The organism is Pseudomonas bohemica, from assembly GCF_002934685.1.
In the GTDB taxonomy this organism is placed as follows: Bacteria; Pseudomonadota; Gammaproteobacteria; order Pseudomonadales; family Pseudomonadaceae; genus Aquipseudomonas; species Aquipseudomonas bohemica.
The window spans coordinates 266,730-285,738 of sequence record NZ_NKHL01000118.1 but is presented as its reverse complement, the minus strand read 5'-3'; the positions used below and the strand labels follow the sequence as shown (position 1 = coordinate 285,738).

Below are 19,009 nucleotides of genomic sequence, written 5' to 3'. Positions count from 1 at the left end.
ATCAGATATCCAGAAGCCCGCGAACAAGGTTTTGCAGTTTACGGGTGACGGGGCCAACCGGCCAGTTCAGTTGCTCGAAAGCACGCACCGGCCAGATGCCATAAACGCTGTTGCAGACGAAGACCTCATCGGCCCGCCGCAGATCGGACATGTGCAGGTCCAGCGCACGCACCGGCATGTTTATCTGCTCGGCCATTTCCAGCAACTGAGCACGCATGACGCCGGCCACACCGCAACGAGTCAGGTCCGGGGTGAGCAGCACGCCGCTCTTGATCAGAAACAGATTGCTGTAGACCGCCTCGACGAGACGCCCGGTGGTATCGCGCATCAAGCCCTCGGCATGTCCGGTGTCGTGCCATTCATTGCGGGCGATCACCTGCTCCAGACGATTGAGATGCTTGAGGCCCGCCAGCAGCGGCTGCTCGGCAAGACGAGTACGACACGGGAACAGACGAATGCCTTGATCGGCATTCGCGGACGGATACGCAGGCAATGGGCTGGCTTGCAGGATACGTCGGGCTTGCAGGCCAGAGCTTGGCGCATAACCGCGCTGGCCGTCGCCACGGGTCACGATCAGCTTCATCACCCCTTCGCCCATCTGCGCCGCGAACGCCCGGCATTCGCTTTCGATCAGAGGCAGATCGAGCGCCAGGGCCAAACGCTTGCCGCCCAGCGCCAGACGTTGCAGGTGACGCTCGAACAGCAACGGTGCGCCAGCCTTTATCCGCATGGTCTCGAAGAAACCATCACCGTAGGCCAACCCCCGATCCTTGATGGACAGGGAGTCAGCGGGCGCGCCATCGATCCAGCTCAGGATCATTCCGCGAACCGACGGAACACCAGCGAACCATTGGTGCCGCCAAACCCGAAGGAGTTGGAAACCACGACATCGATCGGCATGTTACGGGGTTCGTGGGGCACGAAGTCCAGATCGCAACCTTCGCTTGGCTCATCGAGGTTGATGGTCGGTGGCGCCACCTGGCCATTGATCGCCAGTACGCTGAAGATCGCTTCGATGGCACCCGCGGCGCCCAGCAAGTGGCCGGTCATGGATTTGGTCGAGCTGACTGCCAGCTTGTAAGCGTGCTCGCCGAACACCGACTTGATCGCGCGTACTTCCGCCAAATCGCCGGCCGGGGTCGAAGTCCCGTGAGCGTTGATGTACTGGACCTCATCCGGGCGGACCTTGGCATCACGCAACGCATTGGTGATGCAGCGTGCAGCACCGGCCCCGTCCTCTGGAGGCGAGGTCATGTGGAACGCATCGCCGCTCATGCCGAAACCGATCAGCTCGGCATAGATGGTCGCGCCGCGTGCCTTGGCATGCTCCAGCTCCTCGAGAACCAGTGCGCCGGCACCGTCGGACAACACGAAACCGTCACGGCCCTTGTCCCACGGACGGCTGGCACGGGTCGGTTCGTCGTTACGGGTCGACAGCGCGCGTGATGCGCCGAACCCGCCCATGCCCAGACCACAGGCCGCCATTTCGGCGCCACCGGCGATCATCACATCGGCTTCGTCATAAGCGATGTTGCGTGCAGCCATGCCAATGCAATGCGTACTCGTGGTACACGCAGTAGCGATGGCGTAGTTCGGCCCCTGTGCGCCCAGGTGGATCGACAGGAAACCTGAAATCATGTTGATGATCGAACCCGGCACAAAGAACGGGGAGATCTTGCCCGGCCCCTGCTCATGCAGAAGACGGCTGGTATTTTCGATGTTGGTCAGACCGCCGATGCCCGACCCCATGGCAACGCCGATGCGCTCACGGTTTGCATCAGCGATTTCGATGCCCGAGTTACGCACTGCCTGAAAGCTGGCAGCCAGGCCGTATTGAATGAAGAGATCGAGACGGCGCGCCTCTTTGGGCGACAGATAATCCTCGACCTTGAATCCTTTGACCGAGCCGCCGAAGCGAGTCGTGTAAGCCGAAAGGTCCGTGTGTTCGATAAGGCCAATGCCACTATGGCCAGCCAGAATGCCTTGCCAGGTGCTGGGCACATCATTGCCCAATGGCGTCAGCATACCCATACCGGTGACCACGACGCGTCTACGCGACACAGGACTCTCCTTTTTTCTATTGACGAAACGCTGTCCTGTTAAAGAAAAAACCGCACGCCTGAGGCAGTGCGGTTTTTCCATGACAGCGAGCAACGATTACAAAAGCTTACGCCTGGTGGGCAGTAACGTAATCGATAGCAGCTTGAACAGTGGTGATCTTCTCGGCTTCTTCGTCAGGGATTTCGGTCTCGAATTCCTCTTCCAGAGCCATCACCAGCTCAACGGTGTCAAGGGAGTCGGCACCCAGGTCTTCAACGAAAGAAGCAGTGTTGACCACTTCCTCAGATTTGACGCCAAGTTGTTCAGCAACGATTTTCTTGACGCGCTCTTCGATGGTGCTCATACCGTGTTTTAACTCCTAGTGGACAAATTCAGGCAGCTGGCCGATGGGTAAGTGTATAGAAGAGGTTTTGCGCATTTCAAGCTAAACGCAATTCCCGCAACGCCCATGACCCTCTGCCCATTGATAGATTTCAGCTTTATAACGGATTTTAGACAGCCCGTATGACATTTTTTTCGATACGGGAAGTCACATGTACATGCCGCCGTTCACGGGGATTGTAGCCCCGGTAACGTAGCCTGCACCTTCCGAGGCAAGAAAAGCGACCACGTGCGCGATCTCTTCGGCCTGCCCCAGTCGACCCAGAGGAATCTGAGCCGTCAGGGAATCACGTTGTGCTTCTGGCAACTCACGAGTCATATCGGTATCGATGAAACCCGGGGTTACCGAGTTCACCGTTACTGCCCGCGAACCGACTTCACGCGCCAGCGCGCGGCTGAAACCTTCCAGACCCGCTTTCGCGGCGGCGTAGTTTACTTGACCGGCGTTGCCCATGGCACCCACTACCGAACCGATGCTGATGATCCGACCCCAACGGGCCTTGGTCATACCGCGCAGAACGCCCTTGGTCAGGCGATACAGGCTACTCAGGTTGGTGTTGATGACGTCATGCCACTCGTCATCCTTCATGCGCATCATCAGGTTGTCACGGGTGATGCCAGCGTTGTTGACCAGGATCAATGGCGCACCAACACGCTCGTTGATTTGTGCCAGCGCGGCACTGACGGACTCGTCGCTGCCGACATCCAGGGCCAGACCGAAGCCCTCGACACCGTTTTCCTTGAAGTAGGCGGTGATCTTTTCGGCACCGGCTTCGGACGTGGCAGTGCCCACGACGATCGCGCCGTTACGACCCAGTTCCAGAGCGATAGCCCGGCCAATGCCACGGCTCGCGCCGGTGACCAGTGCAACTTTACCCTGACTCATGGTGTTCTCCTTATCAGGCCAGCGCCGCGCGAGTGGCGGCGAAAGCTTCCGGGGTATTGAGGTTGTGAGTGACCACGCCTTCGGCGCAACGCTTGTTCAGCCCGGCCAGAACCTTGCCTGGACCGCATTCCACCAGCTGCAATGCGCCATTGGCGGCCAGCGTCTGGACCGACTCAACCCAACGCACCGGCTTGTACAGCTGTTCCAGCAAATCAGCTTTGAGTGTTTCCAGATCCGAAACCACACTGGCACTGACGTTCTGCACCAGCGGGATTTGCGGCGCCTGCCAGCCGATAGCGGCGACGGCTTCGGCGAAGCGTTCGGCAGCCGGGCGCATCAGCTCACAGTGCGATGGCACGCTGACCGGCAGCGGCAATGCGCGCTTGGCGCCCTTGGCCTTGCACACTTCGATGGCACGATCGACCGCAGACTTGGCCCCGGCGATCACCACCTGCCCCGGCGAGTTGAAGTTCACGGCGCTGACCACTTCGCCCTGAGCCGCTTCGGCGCAGGCGGCAATGACATCGGCATCTTCCAGACCGAGAATCGCGGCCATGCCACCCTGCCCCGCAGGCACGGCCTCCTGCATCAACTGACCACGACGCTCCACCAGCTTGACCGCGTCAGCCAGCGACAGGCTGCCGGCGGCAACCAGCGCGCTGTATTCACCCAGGCTATGACCGGCGACGAATGCCGGGCGCACGCCGCCTTCTGCCAGCCACAGACGCCACAAGGCGATCGAGGCGGTCAGGATGGCCGGCTGGGTTTTATCGGTCTGGTTGAGATTTTCTTCCGGGCCCTGCTGGGTCAGCGCCCACAGGTCATAACCCAAAGCATCGGAGGCTTCTTTGAACGTGTCCAGGACCAGCGGGTACTGCGCGCCCAGCTCGGCCAGCATGCCGAGGGACTGCGAGCCTTGGCCCGGAAAGACGAATGCGACGGAAGCAGACATTGACAAGCCCCTGATTATTGTCGTCAAAAAGTACGTCCGGCCATGCCGAACGCGAGGTAATTCAAATTGTTGCGATCGGTCAGTAGGATGACCCAGCAGTCACAAGGGTCACATTCTAGCCAGACTGTATAAAAACTACTGCACGCTGGGCGCCTCCGGCGTTAGGCATGTGACGCTGCATTAAAAACAGGCGAAAAATGCTCATATACAGCACTGGAGTCGGTCACGCAGCGGCCGTTTTTCGCCTGTTTCAATCGCCGACGCTCTCCCTTCGAGCCGGCCTTCGGCGGTTACTCGCAGAGCGAGTCGCGCCTTGCCTCACCTTCGCTCATGTCGTTTTTTCATACGCTGTACGCAAGGCACCCTATAGCAGCTCTTCCAGACGGCCATGAAGACGGTCTGGCAGATTCTCCTGGATTTCGATCAAGGCCCGCTGAATTGCACTCTGGAAGCCTTGTACGCCCGCAGATCCATGGCTTTTGACCACGATACCCTGCAAGCCGAGAAAACTCGCCCCGTTGTGCCGCGCCGGTGCCAGATCCGCCTTCAGCCGCTTGAGCAACGGCAGCGCCATCGCACCTACAGCCCTGGACAGCAAAGTCTGCCGGAACAGCGTTTCGATTCGCTCACCGATCATGGTCGCCAAGCCTTCGCTGGACTTGAGCAGGATATTGCCCACGAAACCATCGCAAACCACTACGTCCGCTTCGCCGCGATATAGCCCGTCGCCCTCCACGAAGCCGATGTAATTGAGTCCCGGCGCCGCCTGCAGGAGGCTGGAAGCCAGCTTGACCTGCTGATTGCCCTTGATGTCTTCGGTACCGACGTTGAGCAGTGCGACCTTTGGCCGCGCCACCCCGAGCGCCTCCGCCGCTACCGAACCCATCACCGCGAATTGATAGAGGTTTTCCGCACTGCAATCGACATTGGCGCCCAGATCCAGCAACTGGCAATAACCACGCTGCGTCGGAATGGCGGCCACCATTGCCGGACGGTCGATGCCGGGCAATGTCTTGAGCACGAGCCGCGACAATGCCATCAACGCGCCGGTATTACCGGCACTGACGCAGGCCTGAGCGTTGCCCTCGGCCACCAGACGTAGCGCCACGCGCATGGACGAGTCTGGCTTGCTGCGCAGTGCCAGGGACGGACGGTCATCCATGGTAATGACTTCGCTGGCATTGACGACGAGCAGGCGCGACCGATCGACACCGGAGTGGCGTGCAATGAGTTCTTCAAGAAGGGAGGCTTGACCGACGAGGGTCAGATGAAGCGAGGGTGTAGCGAGCAGGCAGGCAATGCTGGCCTGAACAATGCTGCGGGGACCGAAGTCCCCGCCCATTGCGTCGATCGCGATGACCGGAGCGGACAAGAAATTACTCGTCAGCGCCCTTGTCGATCACTTTACGGCCACGGTATACGCCTTCTGGCGATACGTGGTGACGCAGGTGAACTTCACCAGTGGTTTTTTCTACAGACAGGGTGCTAGCCTCGAGAGCGTCGTGCGAACGGCGCATGTCACGGGCAGAGCGGGATTTTTTGTTCTGCTGAACAGCCATAATTGATTAACTCCTAAACGTTTGGGTCACGCTTTAACTGCGCCAATACACTGAACGGGTTGGACCGCGTTACCTCGTCCACGCTCGGCTCGGGCTCATCGGCGCCCGCCGGCTGCTGGCATTCTTTCGGATCATGAACAGGCACAATGGGCAAGGCGAGCAGAAGCTCCTCCTCGATCAACGCCTTCAGATCCAATGGATCTTCGCCGAGTTCCAGCACGTCATAGCCTTGCGGCAACGACTGGGTATTTGCACCCTCCTTCACCACGGCGTAACTGCATTCGCTGTGGATCGGCAGGGTGACCAGCTCAAGACAACGCTGGCAAACCATTTTGACTTCGACGTCGATTTCGCTGTGGATAACCACGGCGCGTCGCTCGTCTTTTTCAAAAACGAATTTCGCCTGCACTGTACCGAGATTGTCAGCAAGCGGGTCGCAGAGTCTCTCCAAATCAGCCAGCAGCAGCTCTCCCTGAAGAGTAGTGCCACGATCAGCTAATTTGCGCGGGTCAACGTGAGGTGGAATCGGGTCATTCAACATAGGCGCAGCATTCTAGGGACGACCCCGACGACTGTCAAAGGAAATTCGGGGCTGTTCGCAACCTGACCTGCTGATTACACTCGACTTTCATGTTTCGGAGAATCCCATGCTGCCTCTGCTCCTCGCTTCCAGCTCGCCTTATCGCCGGCAATTGCTCGATCGCCTGCGCCTGCCGTTCGTCTGCGCGTCGCCAGACATCGATGAAAGCCACCGTCCGCAGGAATCGGCCGCCGAGCTGGTGAAGCGTCTTGCGCGGGAAAAGGCCATGGCGCTGGCGGCGCAGTTTCCCGACCACCTGATCATCGGCTCCGATCAAGTGGCAGTGCTGGGCGAACAGATCCTCGGCAAACCCCACACCTTCGAGCGTGCCTTGCAGCAACTGAGCGCCAGCAGCGGCAAAAGCGTCAGTTTCCTGACCGGCCTTGCGCTGTATAACAGCCGCAGCGGGCAGTGCCAGATCGATTGCGTGCCCTTCACCGTACACATGCGCAAGTTGGATCAGGCGCGCATCAGCCGCTACCTCCACACCGAACAGCCATATGATTGCGTCGGCAGTTTCAAGGCCGAAGGGCTGGGCGTGAGCCTGTTCCGCAGCACCGAAGGCCCTGACGCCACCAGCCTGATCGGCCTTCCTTTAATAAGGCTGGTGGATATGCTGGCGGCTGAAGGTGTGGATGTTCCGTAATTGGCTAATGATCGCGACAAAAAACCCGACCAATGGCCGGGTTTTCCTTTAATCCACAACACCATCAGCGCAGCGACGGCCCATTGAAGCCCGCCCACATCGCGATCTGCTCGGCAACGCTGGAACCCAGCTTCTTCGAAAAGCGGTCGAACGGCGACTCCTGCACGGTGTAGTCGACCATTTCCTTCTCTCCGATCACGTCGCGTGCGACGTAGCTGGCGCTGCCCAGGCCGTCCACCAGCCCCAGCGCCACAGCCTGCTCGCCGGTCCAGACCAGACCGGAAAACAGCTCTGGGTGATCCTTGTCTTTCAAGCGATCGCCACGACCCGCCTTCACACTGGCGATGAACTGCTTATGGGTCGTGTCCAGGACGTTTTGCCAGAAGGCCGTTTCGTCGGGTTTTGGCGGCTGGAACGGGTCCAGAAACGCCTTGTGCTCACCCGACGTGTAGGTCCGACGATCCACGCCCAGCTTCTCCATCGTGCCCACGAAACCGAAACCGGCCGCGGTCACACCGATGGAGCCGACCAGACTGGCCTTGTCGGCGTAGATCTGATCAGCGGCACTGGCGATGTAATAGGCACCCGAAGCCCCGAGATCGGTAATCACCGCGTACACCTTGATGTCCGGTTTCCTGGCGCGCAGGCGGCGGATTTCATCGTAGATGTAGCCGGACTGCACGGGGCTGCCACCCGGGCTGTTGATGCGCAGGATCACGCCCTTGGTTTTCTCGTCATCGAACGCCGCGCGCAGGCTGCCGACAATGTTGTCGGCGCTGGCCGCTTCGGTGTCGGCGATCATGCCTTTCACTTCGATCAGCGCGGTGTGGCTAGTCTTGCGCGAGGCGCTTTTACCGAGATCCATCAGCGGCGAAAACATGGCCAGCGCCGCGAACAGGTAAATAAAGGTCAGCGATTTGAAGAAAATTCCCCAGCGGCGGGTGCGACGATGTTCTTGAACATTGGCCAGCAGCGTTTTTTCCAGCAGCTTCCAGCTTTTTGCTTCACCTGCATCTTCGCGCTCTTGCGAAGACGGTGATTTCCATTCATCCGACATAGATCAATTACCCCAACAACGAAGATTCGACCCAAAATGTGTAAAAACTACCGCAGGCTGAGCGCCTTCGGCGTTACGCACGTAATGCTGCGTTGAAGAGAGGCGAAAAATGCTCACTTAGAACACTTGGAGTCGGATGCGACTCCGGCCGTTTTCGCCTCTTTTTATTCGCTGACGCTCGCCCCTCGGGCCAGCCTTCGGCTGCTACTCGCAGAGCTCGTTGCGCCTCGCCTGGCCTTCGCTCGTGACGTTTCTACACACCTTGGTACGTGCGCGCACCCAGCCAGGTACGCAATTCGGAAAAATGCCTGATCGCCACCCGCGGCTCGTACTGCAGCAGGGACTCCAGCGCCTGGGCACCATACCCCACCGCTACCGAATCCATCCCGGCGTTGCGCGCCATCAGCAGATCGAACGAGGCATCGCCGATCATCAGCGCCTTTTGCGGGGCAACGCCGCAGTGCTGCAGGATTTCGTTGAGCATCAGCGGATCAGGCTTGCTTGCAGTCTCATCTGCGGCGCGGGTGGCGTCGAAGTAATCGAGCCAGCCATGGGCCTTGAGCACGCGATCGAGCCCGCGCCGCGCCTTGCCGGTCGCCACCGCCATGCGATAGCCCTCGGCACGAAACGCCTCCAGCGATTCCAGCACGCCGTCGAACAGCTTCGACGGATCCGCATCCATCGCCATATAGCTGTCGGCATAGTGCTGACGGAAATCGATCAGGTCGTTGGCCGTGATGTCCGGGTACAAGGTGCGGATCGCCTCGGGCAGACCGAGACCGATGATGCCCTTCACCGCCAGATCGTCACGCACCGGGCGGCCGGCAAGGTTCGCAGCCTGACGCATCGCATCGACGATACGTCCAATGGAGTCGGACAGCGTGCCGTCCCAGTCGAAAATCAGCAGTTCGTAATCAGGGCGCACTCAGCAATCGCTCCACGGTCTTGGCCCACATCTCATCGACGGGCGCCTCCAGTTTCAGCTCGCTACCATCGGGCAGCGGCACGGTCAGGGCGTAAGCATGCAGGAACAGACGTTTGCCGCCCAGGTCGCGAATCTCGCGGGTGAAGTCTTCATCGCCGTATTTGCTGTCACCGGCGATGCTGTGCCCGGCATGCAGCGCATGCACGCGAATCTGATGGGTACGCCCAGTAATCGGACGCGCCTCCACCATGGTCGCGAAATCGCCGAAGCGACGCAGCACCTTGAACAGGGTCAACGCCTCTTTACCCTCTTCGTTGACCTCGACCATCCGTTCGCCGGAACGCAGGTTGCTCTTGAGCAACGGCGCGCGAACCTGTTTTTGCGAGGTTGGCCAATTGCCACGGACCAACGCCATATAGCGTTTGTCGACGCCATCGCCGCGCAACTGCTCGTGAAGATGACGCAACATGCTGCGTTTCTTCGCAATCATCAGCAGGCCGGACGTGTCGCGATCCAGGCGATGAACCAGTTCCAGCTCCTTGGCATCGGGACGCAACTGACGAAAGGCTTCGATGACGCCGAAACTAAGGCCGCTGCCGCCGTGAACCGCGATGCCAGCGGGTTTGTTGAGGACAATCAGGCCTTTGTCTTCGTGGACGATGGCAGCTTCCAGGCGCTGCAACAGACCCTGGGCCACCGGCACGGGTTCGTCGCGCTCAGGCACCCGAACGGGTGGAACGCGCACGATATCGCCTGCCTGAAGCTTGTACTCGGGCTTGATCCGCCCCTTGTTCACCCGCACTTCGCCTTTGCGCAATATGCGGTAAATCAAGGTCTTGGGAACACCCTTGAGGTACGTGATCAGAAAATTATCGATGCGTTGACCGGCAAGTTCCGGCGCAACCTCTACCAGCTGGACGCCGGGGGTTGGGGGGGTGATATTCGTCATGGCGCAAATCATAACAATTTTTTATGGATTTGAAGCACTTAATGATTGCTGCTATAGTCGCGAACGCCGCCAAAAGCGGCCCGGACAGAGGACAAACGGTATGACAACCGGCCCTGACCAACGCAATTCACGAGGGCGCGAGGCCGTCCTACGAGGCTTTCGGTGACAACGGAAGATCAGTGAGCGTAACGAGCGCAGGTGACATGAGGCCTGAAACAAGCCCGATCGCAGAGTGAAACACTCGCCATCGAGGCCCACGTTCAAGGCCAGTTCACAAAGTGCAGTCGCTGGCGATCGCTCCGGGCGAATGTTTCGGAAACCACGCCTTAATTTGAGCCATGAGGCGCGAACTTCCCATCGAAGCTCGCGTAAATGCAAACCCGCTGCGGATTCAGCGCGCGGCAGCACCCGAATTATCAGGGATACGTGTGGGGTGGAGACGCACAACCGTCGGACTGTGTAGCAAAAGGTTTTATTCAAGACGCTTCATATCGTCCGCTACCGATGGTTGATTCCTCCTCCTGACAAAGCTTTTGCTGACAGGGTGTCATTTGTCACCACAGCAAGCAGGAAACGTCGTCGCGACTACGGCCCCGCTGGCCGGATATCGCTAGACACTGGAGTGTCCAAGCACTCCTGACGCGCCCTGACACCGACCGTGAGAAGTCGTGTGTGCCGAACGCCGTTTCCGGCAGCCCGGAAACCGACGGTACTACATGAAAAGAATGCTGATTAACGCAACTCAACCCGAAGAGTTGCGTGTTGCGCTGGTAGACGGCCAGCGCCTATACGACCTGGACATCGAATCCGGGGCCCGCGAACAGAAGAAGGCCAACATCTACAAAGGCCGGATCACGCGCATCGAGCCCAGCCTTGAAGCGGCTTTCGTCGACTTCGGCTCCGAGCGTCACGGCTTTCTGCCGCTGAAGGAAATCTCCCGCGAATATTTCAAAAAGTCCCCGGAAGGTCGCGTCAACATCAAGGACGTCCTGAGCGAAGGCCAGGAAGTCATCGTTCAGGTCGAGAAAGAAGAGCGCGGCAACAAGGGCGCAGCCCTTACCACCTTCATCAGCCTGGCCGGTCGTTACCTGGTGCTGATGCCGAACAACCCGCGTGCCGGTGGCATTTCCCGCCGCATCGAAGGCGAAGAGCGCAACGAACTGCGTGAAGCGCTCAACGGCCTGATCGCCCCTGCCGACATGGGCCTGATCGTGCGTACTGCCGGTCTCGGCCGTAGCAGCGAAGAAATGCAGTGGGACCTCGATTACCTGCTGCAACTGTGGACCGCCATCAAGGAAGCGTCCCTGGATCGCGCCGCGCCATTCCTGATCTACCAGGAAAGCAACGTCATCATCCGCGCTATCCGCGACTACCTGCGCCAGGACATCGGCGAAGTGCTGATCGACAGCGTAGAAGCCCAGGAAGAAGCCCTGACCTTCATCCGCCAGGTGATGCCGCAGTACGCCAGCAAGATCAAGCTCTACGAAGACAGCGTTCCGCTGTTCAACCGCTTCCAGATCGAAAGCCAGATCGAAACCGCCTTCCAGCGCGTCGTCGAACTGCCTTCCGGTGGCTCCATCGTCATCGATCCGACCGAAGCTCTGGTGTCCATCGACATCAACTCGGCACGCGCCACCAAAGGCAGCGACATCGAAGAAACCGCCCTGCAGACCAACCTTGAAGCGGCTGAGGAAATCGCCCGTCAACTGCGTCTGCGTGACATCGGCGGCCTGATCGTCATCGACTTCATCGACATGACCCCTGCCAAGAACCAGCGCGCCGTGGAAGAGAAAGTCCGCGAGAGCCTGGAAGCTGACCGTGCCCGCGTGCAGGTTGGCCGCATCTCGCGTTTCGGCCTGCTGGAAATGTCCCGTCAGCGCCTGCGTCCATCCCTGGGCGAAAGCAGCGGCATCGTCTGCCCGCGTTGCAACGGCACCGGCATCATCCGTGACGTCGAGTCGTTGTCGCTGGCGATCTTGCGCCTGATCGAAGAAGAAGCCCTGAAAGACCGTACTGCCGAAGTACGCGCTCAGGTACCGATCCCGGTTGCCGCGTTCCTGCTCAACGAAAAACGCAACTCGATCACCAAGATCGAACTGCGCACCCGGGCGCGCATCGTCATTCTGCCGAACGATCATCTCGAAACGCCGCACTTCGAAGTGCAGCGCCTGCGCGATGACAGCCCGGAAGCCCACAGCCTGCAGTCCAGCTACGAAATCGCTGCTGCTGCCGAAGTGGAAGAAGTCCAGCCGACCGCCGCTACCCGCACCCTGGTTCGTCAGGAAGCAGCGGTCAAGACTGCCCCGGCACGCGCAAACGCTCCGGTTCCGACCGAAGTCGCCGCGCCGGTCGCTCCGGCGCCCGTGGCCCATGAGCCAAGCCTGTTCAAAGGCCTGGTGAAATCCCTGGTCAGCCTGTTCGCCACCAAGGAAGAGCCTGTCGCCCCGGCCGCAGTGGTTGAAAAACCGGCTGCCGAGCGCCCTGCCCGCAACGAAGAGCGCCGTAACGGTCGCCAGCAGAGCCGTAGCCGTAATGGCCGCCGCGATGAAGAGCGCAAGCCTCGAGAAGAGCGGGCCCCGCGTACCGAGCGTGAAGAACGCGCACCGCGCGAAGAGCGGGCCCCGCGTGAAGAACGAGCCCCTCGCGAAGAGCGCGCACCGCGTGAAGAACGCGTTGCCCGTGAGCCGCGTGAATCCCGTGATGAAACCGCTGCGCCACGCGAAGAGCGTCCGGCACGTGCCGAACGCGCACCTCGCGGCGGTCGTGAAGATCGCAAGCCTCGCGAAGAGCGCGTGCGTGAACTGCGCGAGCCACTGGACGCCGCTCCGGCGGTCAACGTGCCTCGTGAAGAGCGTCCTGAGCGCGCTCCCCGTGAAGAGCGCCAGCCGCGTCCGCCGCGCGAAGAGCGTCAACTACGTACCGAGCAGGCTGCAGTCGCTGCCGAAGACGAAACACTGCTGAACGACGAAGAACAGCAGGATGACAGCCAGGAGCACGCCGAAGGCGATCGTCCTCGTCGTCGTTCCCGTGGCCAGCGTCGTCGCAGCAATCGTCGTGAGCGTCAGCGTGATGCCAACGGTGATGTGATCGAAGGCGCAGAAGGCGAAGGCGCTCAAGAAGCTGTCGAAGCCTCGAACGAAGGCGTTCGCAGCGAAGGTAACAGCGCGGAAATCGCGGCAGGCCTGGCTGTAACGACGGCTGTCGCAGAAACCGTGATCAGCGCTCCGGCAGAAGCCGATGCTCATAGTCAGGCCGAACGCGCTACAGCCCCGGTCGAAGCCCAGGCGGTTGAAGCGGCGCCTGCCGAGACAGCCGAGACGCCAGCGGTGCAAGCTCCGGTCGTAGAAAGCCCGGTCGTCGAAGCCCCTGTCGTGGAAGACCAGGCTGCCACCACCAAGCGTTCGGTCATGCCGGAAGTTGAAGTGGCGCAGTTTGACGCCTCCCTGAGCCCATTCGAGCGTCAGGTGAAAGCCGCGGCCGAAGCTGAGCAGGTTGAAACGCCCGCTGCGGTAGAAGCCACTGTTGTGGCTGAAGTCCCGGTTGCCGCTGAAGCCCCGGTTGAAGCCCCCGCTCCAGCACCGGTCGTCGAAGCACCAGCAGCGCCTGTAGAAGCACCGAAAGCCGCTGAGCCAGTCGTTGAGGCGCCGGTGGCAAAAGCGCCGGTCATCGAAGCGCCGACCCAAACTGCCGCGCCGGAAATCGTCGCTGCCCCTGCCGCTGTTGAACCTGCTCCGGCACCAGCGCCAGTCGCAGCTGAAAAGCCTGCCCTGCCGATGGCCAGCACCGGTCGCGCGCCGAACGATCCTCGTGAAGTTCGCCGCCGTCGTCTGGAGGCCGAGCGCCTGCAGAAAGAAGCCGAAGCTAGTGCCGCTGCAGCTCCACAGGTCGAAGCGTCCGCCGCGGCAGAAGCCGTCGCCCCTGCTCCGGCTGACAAGCACGTCACGCCGGTGAAGGAAGCCGTGACCGAGCACGGTGAAGAAGTCGAAGAAAGCAAAGAGCCTAAACCGCTTTCGTAAACTTCAGTCAATAAAAAGCCCCACCTGTGCAAACAGGTGGGGCTTTTTTGTACCTGTTAGATCCACTGCTGCAGGAGTGCGCTTGACCGCGATAGCGATCCGTCCGAAACACTTATGCAAACCGGCCCCAATCGAGGGCAAACGCGTTCCTACGGCTGGTATTGCGCAGTGGCTAAGGATCGAAATCCAGCGCCGCAGGCACATCCACATCCCAAAGCGCACCAGGATCGTCGACCACAACCTCGTTTACCCTCGCCCCCTTGAACAACCGCTTCGCGCCCTTATCCCCTGCCAGCCCCATCAACGCGGGCCCGAAGCCGCGACCGAACCCTACCGGATGTCCATACGCACCGTTATGCACCGGCACACTGATAGCGTCGGGTTCCAGGGATTCAGCCACTCGTTTGAGAGTGCCCAGCTGAATGAACGGCATATCGCCCAACACAATCAACCAGCCATCGTGATCCGGCCTAGCCGAGACCGCAGCCGCGATGCTGTCGCCCATACCTGGCGAATCCAGCACCACCACCTCGCAGCCATGGTGCAAGCCTAGCTCGGCAACACTGGAATATTGAGGGCGGGTCAGTAGCACAACCTTGTCGACGACCGCGTGCAAACTGACCAGAGCATGCTCAAGAACCGAGCGTTCGACGCCATCACGCCCCGTGCATTGCGCCAGAAGCTTGTTGCGATGAGCACCGGCTACCGCTCGATAACGGCTTCCCTGACCGGCGGCGAGGACAATGGCGCATAGGGTCTGACTCATGCTCTGCCTCTGATTCGGGATTTGTCTTACAGCGCAAATGCAAAGGCCAAGCCAGAACGTCTAGCCCACCTCAATAGAGGTTAGGCTCCATTTCCAACGAGACCCCGAAACGCTCGAGGATATCTGCCTGAATCCGTTTTGCCAGCCTCAGCAAATCAAGCCCGGACGCTGCGCCGTAATTGACCAGCACCAGCGATTGCAGAGCATGCACGCCAGCATCGCCATCACGAAAACCTTTCCAGCCCGCCTGCTCGATCAGCCAGCCAGCCGCCAGTTTCACCTGGCCGTCGGCTTGTGGATAGGCCACTACGCCAGGGTGAGCTTCGCGAATGCGCGCGGCCAGTTCAGCCGTGACCAGCGGATTCTTGAAGAAGCTGCCGGCGTTACCGAGCATCGCAGGATCCGGAAGCTTTTCGCTGCGGATCGAGCAGATCGCCCGGCTGACGTGAATCGGCGTCGGCGTCTTGATGCCCTGCTCTTGAAGCCGTTGACGCACCGGGCCGTAATCGAGTTTCAGTTTGGCGGAAAAGCTCAAACGAAAGCGCACCCGCAGAATCAACCAACGGTCGACCTGGTGCTTGAACACGCTGTCGCGATAACCGAAGGCGCACTCGATCAGCGAGAATTCCCGCGTTTCGCCGGTCTGGCGGTCGAGCGCGATCAGGCTGTCGAACACATCCTTCAACTCGACCCCGTAGGCGCCGATATTCTGCATCGGTGCCGCGCCGACGGTGCCGGGAATCAGGCTGAGGTTTTCCAGCCCCGACATCCCTCGCGCCAGCGTTTCCTGAACGAATGGATGCCAGGGTTCACCCGCCTCGGCTTCGACGATCGCAGTGTCGCAGTCTTCGTGGACAATGCGAATGCCGCGACTGGTCATACGCAGCACCAGCGCATCGACGTCGCCGGTCAGCAGCAGATTGCTGCCGCCGCCGATGACCAGCAACTCAACCTTGTGCTCCGCCGCATAGGCCAAAGCCTGGCGGATGTCGGCATCGGTATGCGCCTCGGCAAACAGCCGCGCGCGGACGTCCACGCCGAAGGTGTTGAAAGGCTTGAGCGAGACATTGGTTTGAATCTGCAGGCTCATACAAGAACCTGCACGAGCGGCACCTGAATACAGCGGGCCATGACCATCAAACCTCCAGCAAGCGCCGTACGCGCTCCAGATCTTCGGCAGTGTCGACCCCCGCTGGCGGTGCTTCCAGCGCATCGGCGACGTGGATGCGCACGCCGTGCCAGAGGGCACGCAACTGTTCGAGGTTTTCGGTGTTTTCCAGCCAGCATGGGCCCCAGCTGACGAAGTCATGCAGGAAACCGGCACGGTAGGCGTAGATGCCGATATGGCGACGGTATGGCACGCCCTCCGGCAACTGATCGCGGCTCTTGGCCAGTGCGTCTCGCGCCCATGGCAGCGGTGCGCGGCTGAAGGTCAGGGCCAGACCATTGATGTCCGAGTTGACCTTGACCACGTTCGGGTTAAACAAAGCGGTCATATCGTCGATAGGTTCGGCCAGGGTCGACATGCGGGCTTCAGGATGCGACGCAAGATTGTCGGCGACCTGATCGATGACCGCCGGTGGGATCATCGGCTCGTCGCCCTGCACGTTGACCACGATGGCGTCGTTGGCCAACCCCAACAGCGAGGCCACTTCGGCCAGACGGTCGGTGCCGGAGTTGTGGTCGTCGCGGGTCATTAGCACTTCGGCCCCGAACGCCTGGCAGGCCTCGACGATGCGCTGATCGTCAGTGGCCACCACCACGCGCTCGGCGCTGCTTTTACGCGCCTGCTCCCAGACGTGCTGGATCATCGGCTTGCCGGCAATGGTTTTCAACGGCTTGCCAGGAAACCGGCTGGAACCGTAGCGCGCGGGAATCACAACGGTAAACGCCGCAGTCATTTGTCCAGACGCTCGTCAGTGGTCAGTGTACGTGCTTCGCTTTCCAGCATCACCGGGATGCCATCGCGAATCGGATAGGCCAGGCCGGCGCCTTTACTGATCAGCTCGGTTTTGTCGGCGCTGAGCTTGAGCGGACCTTTGCAGATCGGGCAAGCGAGGATGTCGAGCAATTTAGTGTCCATAAGAAATCCTGAGCGAGTCATGGCAGAAGCCGGGTTAACTGCGAATCGAACCAACTGACGAACGCCGCGGATGGCACGGCCTCCACAGCCAGATACCACCAGTCGGGTGCCGCGAAGGCGGTGCATTTCACGGCGTCTTTTTCGGTCATGACCAACGGCAGGGCTGGCGTGAACGCCAAGGCCTCTGCGCTGAACTCGGCATGATCGGCGAATGCATGGGGAACAGGCCGCCAGTGTAGTCCTTCGAGGGTGTTGAAGAAACGTTGCGGGTTACCGATTCCGGCGACCGCATGCAGCGCCTGCCCGGGGGAAAAATAATCCACGGGTTGACGCTCACCACTGCGCAGATTCACCAGCGCAGAGGGCTGTAATTGGAAGGCGTAGCCATCTTCGCGGTCAGCGCCAGCGCCGTTGTACAGCAGCGCATCGACGCTTTGCAGACGCTCAATCGGCTCACGCAGCGGCCCGGCAGGCAGGCAACGGCGATTGCCCAGCCCGCGCGCGGCATCGATCAGCACCAGTTCCAGATCACGGGCCAGTCGATAGTGCTGCAAGCCATCGTCGGACAGAATCAGATCCAGGGGTTCTTCGGCCAGCAAGGCGCGCACGGCCTGGGAACGATCGGGGTCGATCATCAGCGGTACGCCAGTGCGCTTGACGATCAACAGCGGCTCGTCACCGGTCAGATCGACGCTCTGTTGCGCCTGCACACGCCACGGCAGGCTCGGCGGCTTGGCCCCGTAGCCACGACTAACCACGCCAACCCGCAGGCCGCGCTGGCGACAATGATCGATCATCCACAGGATCAGCGGCGTCTTGCCGGTGCCGCCCACCGTGATATTGCCAACGACGACGACCGGCACCGGCGCCTTGTAGATAGCGCCCTGCCCGGCGACGAAGCGCGCCCGCTTGGCGTCGACCACGCGGCGATACAAGGCTTCCAGCGGCCGCAACAGGGTCAGCGCCGGATGGCCGTTGTACCAGGCGTCAAGCAAACGGTCGGTCAGTGCCATCAGTTAGCCGATGCGGCCTCGACGGTGGTCATTCGCAAATGGGCGAAACCCAGTTTGCCCGCTGCATCCATCGCCGTGATCACGGCCTGATGGGGGGTCTTGCCGTCCGCGCTGATCGACAATGGCAGGCTGGTGTCGCCGCCCGATTCCTTCTGCAGCGCGTCGATCAGGGTGCCGAGCTTGCTGTCGGTCAACAGTGTGTTGTTCACCGAGTAGACGCCGTCGGCATTGATGGTGATGTCCACGTGCTTCTTATCAACATCGTCGGCCGAGGCGCCGGTGGCCGCCTGAGGCAGGTCAACACGCAGTTGAGTCTCGCGAGTGAAGGTCGTGGTGACCACGAAGAACAGCAACAGAATGAACACCACGTCGATCAGCGACACCAGATTGATGTCGATGGTCTCCCGAGGTTTACGACGGCGGAATTTCACTTCTTACGGCCCTCGCCCCGGGCGGCGGCCTTGAGGTCAGGCTTGGCGTCGGTCAGGTCGACATCGCGATCGCCCTGCACCACCTCCACCAATTTGATCGCTTCCTGCTCCATGCCGACCACCAGCTCGTCGACCCGGCTTTGCAGGTAGCGATGGAAGAAGATGGTGGGAATGGCAACGGTCAGGCCAGACGCGGTACAGATCAGCGCCTTGGCGATACCACCGGCGAGCATGCCTGCGTTGCCGGTCATGCCGCTACTGGTGAACGAACTGAAGATGTCGATCATGCCGAGCACGGTGCCCAGCAGACCCAGCAGCGGCGCCATCGCGGCAATAGTGCCAAGGGTCGGCAGGTAGCGTTCCAGCTCATGGATGACCCTTGCCGCGGCCTCTTCGATGCACTCTTTCATGATCTCGCGACCATGACGAGAGTTGGCCAGGCCTGCGGCGAGGATCTCACCCAGAGGCGAATCGGCGCGCAATTGCTTGAGCTTGTCGCTGCTAAGCTGCTTGTCCTGAATCCAGCGCCACACCTGACCGAGCAAATGCGGTGGCGTGATGCGGCTGGCGCGCAAGGTCCACAGACGCTCGATGATGATTCCGACGGCGGCGATGGAACTCAAAATGATCGGTAGCATCATCCAGCCACCAGATTTGACCAGCTCCCACACAGCAACCACCCCCTGAAAAAAAGTGGCGCTACT

General features: G+C 60.6%; 20 protein-coding genes. 2 read left to right on the top strand and 18 right to left on the bottom strand.

Features of this window, described 5'->3' with window-relative positions:
- Position 1: 1 nt before the first annotated feature.
- The 8 genes from pabC to CE491_RS24220 all read right to left on the bottom strand — a co-directional run bounded on the left by pabC (position 2) and on the right by CE491_RS24220 (position 6,380).
- Positions 2–817, bottom strand: a complete 816-nt coding sequence (gene pabC, locus CE491_RS24255) for an aminodeoxychorismate lyase (RefSeq protein ID WP_110950889.1) — start codon at positions 815–817, stop codon at positions 2–4.
- The gene (gene fabF, locus CE491_RS24250) at positions 817–2,061 is read right to left on the bottom strand and encodes a beta-ketoacyl-ACP synthase II (RefSeq protein ID WP_110950854.1); all 1,245 of its coding nucleotides are present in this window, start codon (positions 2,059–2,061) and stop codon (positions 817–819) included. The genes pabC and fabF overlap by 1 nt, the downstream gene beginning before the upstream one ends.
- Before the next feature lie 106 nt (positions 2,062–2,167).
- Complete coding sequence (gene acpP, locus CE491_RS24245) at positions 2,168–2,404, bottom strand: acyl carrier protein (protein WP_087265500.1); 237 nt, start codon at positions 2,402–2,404, stop codon at positions 2,168–2,170.
- A gap of 186 nt (positions 2,405–2,590) precedes the next feature.
- On the bottom strand, positions 2,591–3,328 hold the full coding sequence (fabG, locus tag CE491_RS24240; RefSeq protein ID WP_110950853.1) for a 3-oxoacyl-ACP reductase FabG: 738 nt from the start codon (positions 3,326–3,328) through the stop codon (positions 2,591–2,593).
- Positions 3,329–3,341: 13 nt separating this feature from the next.
- Positions 3,342–4,280 (bottom strand): ACP S-malonyltransferase, encoded by a 939-nt coding sequence (fabD, locus tag CE491_RS24235; RefSeq protein ID WP_110950852.1) that lies wholly within the window; start codon positions 4,278–4,280, stop codon positions 3,342–3,344.
- 364 nt (positions 4,281–4,644) lie between these two features.
- Positions 4,645–5,652: a phosphate acyltransferase PlsX gene (gene plsX, locus CE491_RS24230; protein ID WP_110950851.1), complete on the bottom strand. Its 1,008-nt coding sequence runs from the start codon at positions 5,650–5,652 to the stop codon at positions 4,645–4,647.
- A 4-nt stretch (positions 5,653–5,656) separates the two neighbouring features.
- The gene (gene rpmF / locus CE491_RS24225; protein ID WP_003179396.1) at positions 5,657–5,839 is read right to left on the bottom strand and encodes a 50S ribosomal protein L32; all 183 of its coding nucleotides are present in this window, start codon (positions 5,837–5,839) and stop codon (positions 5,657–5,659) included.
- Positions 5,840–5,852: 13 nt separating this feature from the next.
- Positions 5,853–6,380, bottom strand: a complete 528-nt coding sequence (locus CE491_RS24220; protein ID WP_110950850.1) for a YceD family protein — start codon at positions 6,378–6,380, stop codon at positions 5,853–5,855.
- 106 nt (positions 6,381–6,486) lie between these two features.
- On the opposite strand from CE491_RS24220, the gene CE491_RS24215 reads away from it, so the two are divergent.
- Positions 6,487–7,065: a Maf family protein gene (locus CE491_RS24215; protein WP_110950849.1), complete on the top strand. Its 579-nt coding sequence runs from the start codon at positions 6,487–6,489 to the stop codon at positions 7,063–7,065.
- Positions 7,066–7,129: 64 nt separating this feature from the next.
- Here CE491_RS24215 and sppA read toward each other — a convergent pair whose 3' ends face one another.
- The 3 genes from sppA to rluC all read right to left on the bottom strand — a co-directional run bounded on the left by sppA (position 7,130) and on the right by rluC (position 9,996).
- On the bottom strand, positions 7,130–8,122 hold the full coding sequence (gene sppA / locus CE491_RS24210) for a signal peptide peptidase SppA (protein WP_110950848.1): 993 nt from the start codon (positions 8,120–8,122) through the stop codon (positions 7,130–7,132).
- Positions 8,123–8,375: 253 nt separating this feature from the next.
- On the bottom strand, positions 8,376–9,047 hold the full coding sequence (locus CE491_RS24205) for an HAD-IA family hydrolase (RefSeq protein WP_110950847.1): 672 nt from the start codon (positions 9,045–9,047) through the stop codon (positions 8,376–8,378).
- Complete coding sequence (gene rluC / locus CE491_RS24200) at positions 9,037–9,996, bottom strand: 23S rRNA pseudouridine(955/2504/2580) synthase RluC (RefSeq protein ID WP_110950846.1); 960 nt, start codon at positions 9,994–9,996, stop codon at positions 9,037–9,039. The genes CE491_RS24205 and rluC overlap by 11 nt, the downstream gene beginning before the upstream one ends.
- 716 nt (positions 9,997–10,712) lie before the next feature.
- Here rluC and rne point away from each other — a divergent pair.
- Positions 10,713–14,012, top strand: coding sequence for a ribonuclease E (gene rne / locus CE491_RS24195; protein WP_199885239.1), 3,300 nt, complete (start codon positions 10,713–10,715; stop codon positions 14,010–14,012).
- 172 nt (positions 14,013–14,184) lie between these two features.
- On the opposite strand, the gene CE491_RS24190 is transcribed toward rne, so the two are convergent.
- From CE491_RS24190 to CE491_RS24160, 7 genes are all read right to left on the bottom strand, one after another.
- A complete protein-coding gene (locus CE491_RS24190) occupies positions 14,185–14,778 on the bottom strand; it encodes a nucleotidyltransferase family protein (protein WP_110950844.1) in 594 nt (197 codons plus the stop codon).
- 70 nt (positions 14,779–14,848) lie between these two features.
- Positions 14,849–15,868, bottom strand: a complete 1,020-nt coding sequence (gene murB, locus CE491_RS24185) for a UDP-N-acetylmuramate dehydrogenase (RefSeq protein WP_110950843.1) — start codon at positions 15,866–15,868, stop codon at positions 14,849–14,851.
- A gap of 46 nt (positions 15,869–15,914) precedes the next feature.
- Complete coding sequence (gene kdsB, locus CE491_RS24180) at positions 15,915–16,679, bottom strand: 3-deoxy-manno-octulosonate cytidylyltransferase (protein ID WP_110950842.1); 765 nt, start codon at positions 16,677–16,679, stop codon at positions 15,915–15,917.
- Positions 16,676–16,861: a Trm112 family protein gene (locus CE491_RS24175; protein WP_003174668.1), complete on the bottom strand. Its 186-nt coding sequence runs from the start codon at positions 16,859–16,861 to the stop codon at positions 16,676–16,678. Before CE491_RS24175 ends, kdsB begins: the two co-directional genes overlap by 4 nt.
- A gap of 17 nt (positions 16,862–16,878) precedes the next feature.
- Positions 16,879–17,874: a tetraacyldisaccharide 4'-kinase gene (gene lpxK, locus CE491_RS24170; RefSeq protein WP_110950841.1), complete on the bottom strand. Its 996-nt coding sequence runs from the start codon at positions 17,872–17,874 to the stop codon at positions 16,879–16,881.
- Positions 17,874–18,305 (bottom strand): ExbD/TolR family protein, encoded by a 432-nt coding sequence (locus tag CE491_RS24165; protein WP_110950840.1) that lies wholly within the window; start codon positions 18,303–18,305, stop codon positions 17,874–17,876. Before CE491_RS24165 ends, lpxK begins: the two co-directional genes overlap by 1 nt.
- Positions 18,302–18,976 (bottom strand): MotA/TolQ/ExbB proton channel family protein, encoded by a 675-nt coding sequence (locus CE491_RS24160; RefSeq protein ID WP_199885238.1) that lies wholly within the window; start codon positions 18,974–18,976, stop codon positions 18,302–18,304. The genes CE491_RS24165 and CE491_RS24160 overlap by 4 nt, the downstream gene beginning before the upstream one ends.
- Positions 18,977–19,009 lie beyond the last annotated feature (33 nt).